The sequence below is a fragment of the Syntrophotalea sp. genome (assembly GCF_050253115.1).
GTDB lineage: Bacteria > Desulfobacterota > Desulfuromonadia > Desulfuromonadales > Syntrophotaleaceae > Syntrophotalea > Syntrophotalea acetylenica.
In genome coordinates this window covers 1-4,917 of sequence record NZ_JBFWJQ010000150.1, presented here as the reverse complement: position 1 = coordinate 4,917, position 4,917 = coordinate 1, and the positions used below count along the sequence as shown (strand labels likewise).

The following is a 4,917-nucleotide window of genomic DNA, read 5'->3' as shown; positions in this document are numbered from 1 at the left end:
TGAACCAGATTCGGCAGTTTTCCACAAAGGCATCCCCTCCAAAGGCCAGGATACCTACAAGAGCGCTCCCTAGGAGAACCATTGTCGCTCCTACCCAAACCCGGAGTCCTTCGCCAACAGACCAAAATAAAGGCCATATACCCCGAGGTTTGATGATGGCGACAAGCATAGTAAACCATCCCCTGAACGTCGGCATGGAAAGAGCCAGGCCAAACAAGGCCCAAAGCAATGGATCGATCTGACCAAGTGAAAGCGCACGAAACGTACCCGGGAAAAAAAACAGAATCAATCCGGCGGGCACTGTCGCCGACAGGCTGAATCTGCCAAATGCGAGCCTACCCAGAGTCGCCGCGTAGATCCAGTATGCGCCATAAAGCAGCAGCGTCCAGAAACGGGCAAACATTAAAAAACTCATTTTTGGAAAAAGCGACAACGCACCTGCAAAAACGGGAGGGTAAAGATAAAGGGCGAGGGACAGATCGTGTGGCCCCTTATTGGATAAATCCAGGTAAATGGGATCTCGCTGCTCAATGCGCTCTTTAACCAGATAATAGGCATAAAGATCTCGCGATTTATCAGTCCTGCATAAAGTCTTGGGCAAAAAAACCGATAGCTGGAATACAGTAAAAACTATGGAAACCCCAATAAAAACACGTTTCAAAAATTGTGAGTTCAGGATCGACAAGAACGTATTTTTCAAAATCACCTCCACGTCACACAAAGCATCGGTTGAGTCGGCAACAGCAACATGAGCATTTTTAGATACAACATTAAAAATCGACAGTTTCCAAGACAAGGATAAATGCCAGTGTACCCGTTCTGGAAAAATTATCCTTAATAAAAGGTATTTTTACAATAATTTTATATACATATGATTCCCTTCACCCATCTCCACGTACACTCGACCTACTCTCCCAACTGGGGCCTTCACGCGCCGGCTGTCCTGTGCGCCGCTGCCAGAAGCGCGGGCATGACCCATCTGGCGCTCACCGACCGCAACGGACTGTATGGCATTCCGCGTTTTGTCGAGGAAGCGAAAAAAGCCGGCATCGCTCCTCTGATCGGCGCCGAAGCGGTCAGCGGAACGCAGCGGGCGGTGCTGCTGGTCAAAAATCAGAACGGTTATGCCGCTCTGTGCCGCCTGCTTTCGGCCCTGCATGGGCGACATCCCTTCGATCTTGCCGATACCCTGACGACCTTCCGCGAGGGGCTGTACATCCTCAGCGATGATGTGACATTGCTTCAAACACTTGCGGAGCAAAGTCGCGCGGGCCTGTATGTCGAGATTTCCCCCGGCCACCATATGGAGCGGGCCATGGCCCTGGCCCGCAGATTGGCACTGCCCCCTGTCGCCACAACCCGTGCCGTCTATCTTGGCGATGAGGACATCGAAACGCACCGGGTATTGCGCGCCATCGCCGGCAATACCACCCTGCCGCGCCTCAGGCCCGGAGACTGCGCGGCGACCGCCGATTTCCTGCGCACCGAAGCGCAAATAAGAGCGCTGTTCCCCCACTGTCCCGAAGCGCTGGAAAACACCGCCCGCATCGCCGCCAACTGTCAAACGGAGTGGGATTTTTCCAGAACCATCTTTCCCCGTTTCCGCGACCTTGCGGATCGCCAGGCCGCCGCCCTGCTGGAACAACGGGCACAAAAAGGCGCCCTGTGGCGTTACGGCCGTCTGGATGATAAAATCACGGCGCGACTGGACAAGGAACTGACCATCATCCGCGACAAAGGGTTCGCCCATTATTTTCTGGTGGTGGAGGAGTTGGCAAAACGCTCGCCGCGCACCTGCGGACGGGGCAGCGCCGCCGCCTCCCTGGTCGCCTACTGCCTCGGCATCACCCACGTCGACCCGCTGCGCTACAACCTGTTTTTCGAGCGGTTTCTCAACGAAGAACGCATCGATCCCCCCGATATCGACATCGATTTTCCCTGGGACGAGCGGGACGGGGTCATCGATTTCGCCTTCCGGCACCATGGCACGGACCGGGCCGCCATGGTCGCCAACCAGATAGGCTTCAAAAGCCGCGGCGCCGTGCGGGAAGTCGCCAAGGTGTTCGGCATCCCCGCCGACGAAATCAAGGCGGTTACCGGCAGACTGTCGAGCCACGGGTCACCGCAACGGGGCATCGCGTCCATGGGCAGCCACCCCCTGTTTTGCGGAGAATCCCGCAGCAGCGACTGGCGAAGGATCCTCGCCATCGCAAGCCGTCTCGACGGCCCGCTGCGCCATCTGGGCCAGCATTGCGGCGGGCTGGTGATCGTGCCCGACGACATCCGCCAATACGTGCCGGTGGAGCTGTCCGCCAGCGGCCGGCCCCTCATTCAATGGGAAAAAGACCAGGCCGAAGCGGCCGGGCTGGTCAAGATCGACATCCTCGGCAACCGCTCCCTGGCGGTGATCCGCGACGCCCTGGCAGCCGTCGCCCGCCATACGGGCAACACCATCGACTATCGGGACTGGCAGCCGCTGGCCGATGCCGGAACCCGCGCCCTGCTCTGCGCCGGCGACACCATCGGCTGCTTTTACATTGAATCACCGGCCACCCGCCAGCTGCTGAAGAAGATGTGGAACGGCCGCCCCCTGCCCGATGAAGACACCCTGTTCGAACATCTGGTCATGGCATCATCGATCATCCGGCCGGCGGCCAACACCTTCATCCGCGAATTCGTCGCCCGCATGCACGGCAAACCCTGGCGCCATCTGCATCCGCTGCTGGCGCCGATTCTCGATGAAACCTACGGGCTGGCGGTCTACCAGGAGCAGATCACCCGGATCGCCATGGCCCTGGCCGGCTTCAGCGCCGGCGAAGGCGACCGGCTCCGCAAAATCATCAGCAAAAAGGACAGGGACCAGTCCCTGGACGACCAGCAACAGCGCTTCATGGACGGCGGGGCACGCAGCGGCGTGGCCGAGGCGGTGCTGAGCAAGGTGTGGCGGCAAGTGCTGTCCTTCGCCGGATACTCTTTCTGCAAACCCCACTCGGCTTCCTACGCCCTGGTCAGCTGCAAAGCCGCCTGGCTCAAAGCCAACCATCCGGCCGAATTCATGGCGGCGGTGATTTCCAACGGCGGCGGTTACTACACGACCCTCGGTTATCTTTCCGAGGCGCGCCGCCTGGGCCTGACCATCCTGCCGCCCGACATCAACGCCAGCGATTGGGCCTACCACGGCAAGGGGCAACGGTTGCGCGTCGGCCTGATGCAGATCGCGTCCGTAGGCCGCCAAACCACCGAACATATCCTGCGGGAGCGCAACCGGGGGGGGGACTTCCGGGACTTTGAGGATTTTTTGCGGCGATTGCCACAGCTGCCGGCCGCCGATGTCACGACCCTGATCAAAGCCGGCTGTTTCGACGCCCTCGAAGGATGCCGACAACGCCCCCGTCTGATCTGGCGATTGCTCGACCGTCACCGGCGCCCGGCCGAGCAGGACAACGGCCAGCTGTTCATCGCGGAGCCGCCGCCATCGCCCACCCTGCCCGCTTACGACCAGGCAACCCTGCACCGCCAGGAGCTTGAAACCCTCGGTCTGCCCGTTGCCCGTCACCCGCTCGAGCCCTTCGCGGCCATCATCCGCAACCGTCGCCTGATTCCGGCCTCCGACCTGAAACGCTGGGTCGGCCGCCATGTTACTCTGGCCGGATGGTGGGTCACCGGCAAACCGATCCGGACCGGCAAGGGCCAGCCGATGGAATTCGCTACCTTCGAGGATGCCACCGCGTTGTTCGACGCCACCTTTTTCCCCGCCGCCTATGCCCGCTTCTGCAAAAAGCTGGGTCAACCGCGGCCCTACCTGATCAAGGGCGTGGTCGAAGAAGAATTCGGCGTGGCGACCGTCAATGTCATGTGGCTGGGATTTCTGGATGAGGAAGATCAGAACGGGAAAAGGCGTGAATGAAACAACAAACAGGATGTGCCGGCTTTTCAACGCAGCGCCGACTTGACCCGCTCGCCGCAATGCCCCGAGGCGCCTTCGTCCGCGCCAATCCGGGGACTGAAAACAAACACTTTGTACGCGTAGAAGTTCCAGACCATGCTGGCCACCGAGGCGGATAATTTGGCGAGATTGAGGTGCACGAAAAAAGAAAATGCCTCGGGAAAAACACCGGAGGATAAAAAATATAACACCAGACAGTTGATGCCGAGACCGCCCAGGGAACAGAACAGAAACAGAAGATATTCTTTTTTCGACCAATGACTGCGATCCTCGAAGGTCCAGCGCTTGTTCAGGACATAGCTGTTAAGGTTCGCACCGAAAAAAGCGGCGATATTACACAATACCAGACCCACCGGCGAGAAAATGCCCAACGCCAGCACCAGAAGATTCAGGATCGCATAATCCACCAGGGTATTGGCGATGCCGACCATCCCGAATCTTAGCAGCTTCCTGCGAGTGTCTGAAATCATAAGGTCCCCAATATGCCCCTGCCTCAAGTATGTTTAAACTAGTTTTTATCCGGAACCGGCCCTTTTCCGCCGTGGCGGCGTCAATCCGCGGGCTTGCTTGTGCGGCGTACCGATGTACGCCTCCGCGCAACCCCTTGATTTCCTTGCCACAACGAAAAATTGCTCGTTTCCCACATGAAAACTACGCTGTATCCATCCGGAGTTTCCGGATGGATACAAACTATATCCAACCCGAGAATCTTTACCAGACATGCCTCGTTTTTCCGATTGTTTCGAATCCTTATGCTATACCTTCAAAAACACAACGACGCGATCTGTTTATAAATCCTGCATTACGGATATACAAACGGCTACATAAACCCATTTAAAGTTGTATAGATAAGGCCGCTCAGCAACCCCGCGCACCCACGCCTTTCCGACAACCCGTCACAAATCACGAAACACAAGTCATCAGAATGACATCGGGTGCATGAATACTAGCTTGACAGCGTTTAATTTGCA

At 57.7% G+C, this 4,917-nt stretch carries 3 protein-coding genes; 1 reads left to right on the top strand and 2 read right to left on the bottom strand.

Features of this window, described 5'->3' with window-relative positions; genetic code table 11:
- Positions 1 to 796: glycosyltransferase family 87 protein (locus AB7E65_RS11955; protein ID WP_428746016.1), on the bottom strand; the 796-nt coding region annotated here is incomplete at its 3' end.
- A 75-nt stretch (positions 797 to 871) separates the two neighbouring features.
- Between AB7E65_RS11955 and AB7E65_RS11950 the strand changes: the two genes are divergently transcribed.
- Positions 872 to 3,907: a DNA polymerase III subunit alpha gene (locus tag AB7E65_RS11950; RefSeq protein ID WP_428746015.1), complete on the top strand. Its 3,036-nt coding sequence runs from the start codon at positions 872 to 874 to the stop codon at positions 3,905 to 3,907.
- A gap of 26 nt (positions 3,908 to 3,933) precedes the next feature.
- Here AB7E65_RS11950 and AB7E65_RS11945 read toward each other — a convergent pair whose 3' ends face one another.
- Positions 3,934 to 4,416 carry a GtrA family protein gene (locus tag AB7E65_RS11945; protein ID WP_428746014.1) on the bottom strand — a complete coding sequence of 161 codons (483 nt, stop codon included), beginning with the start codon at positions 4,414 to 4,416 and terminating at the stop codon, positions 3,934 to 3,936.
- Between the last annotated feature and the right edge of the window lie 501 nt (positions 4,417 to 4,917).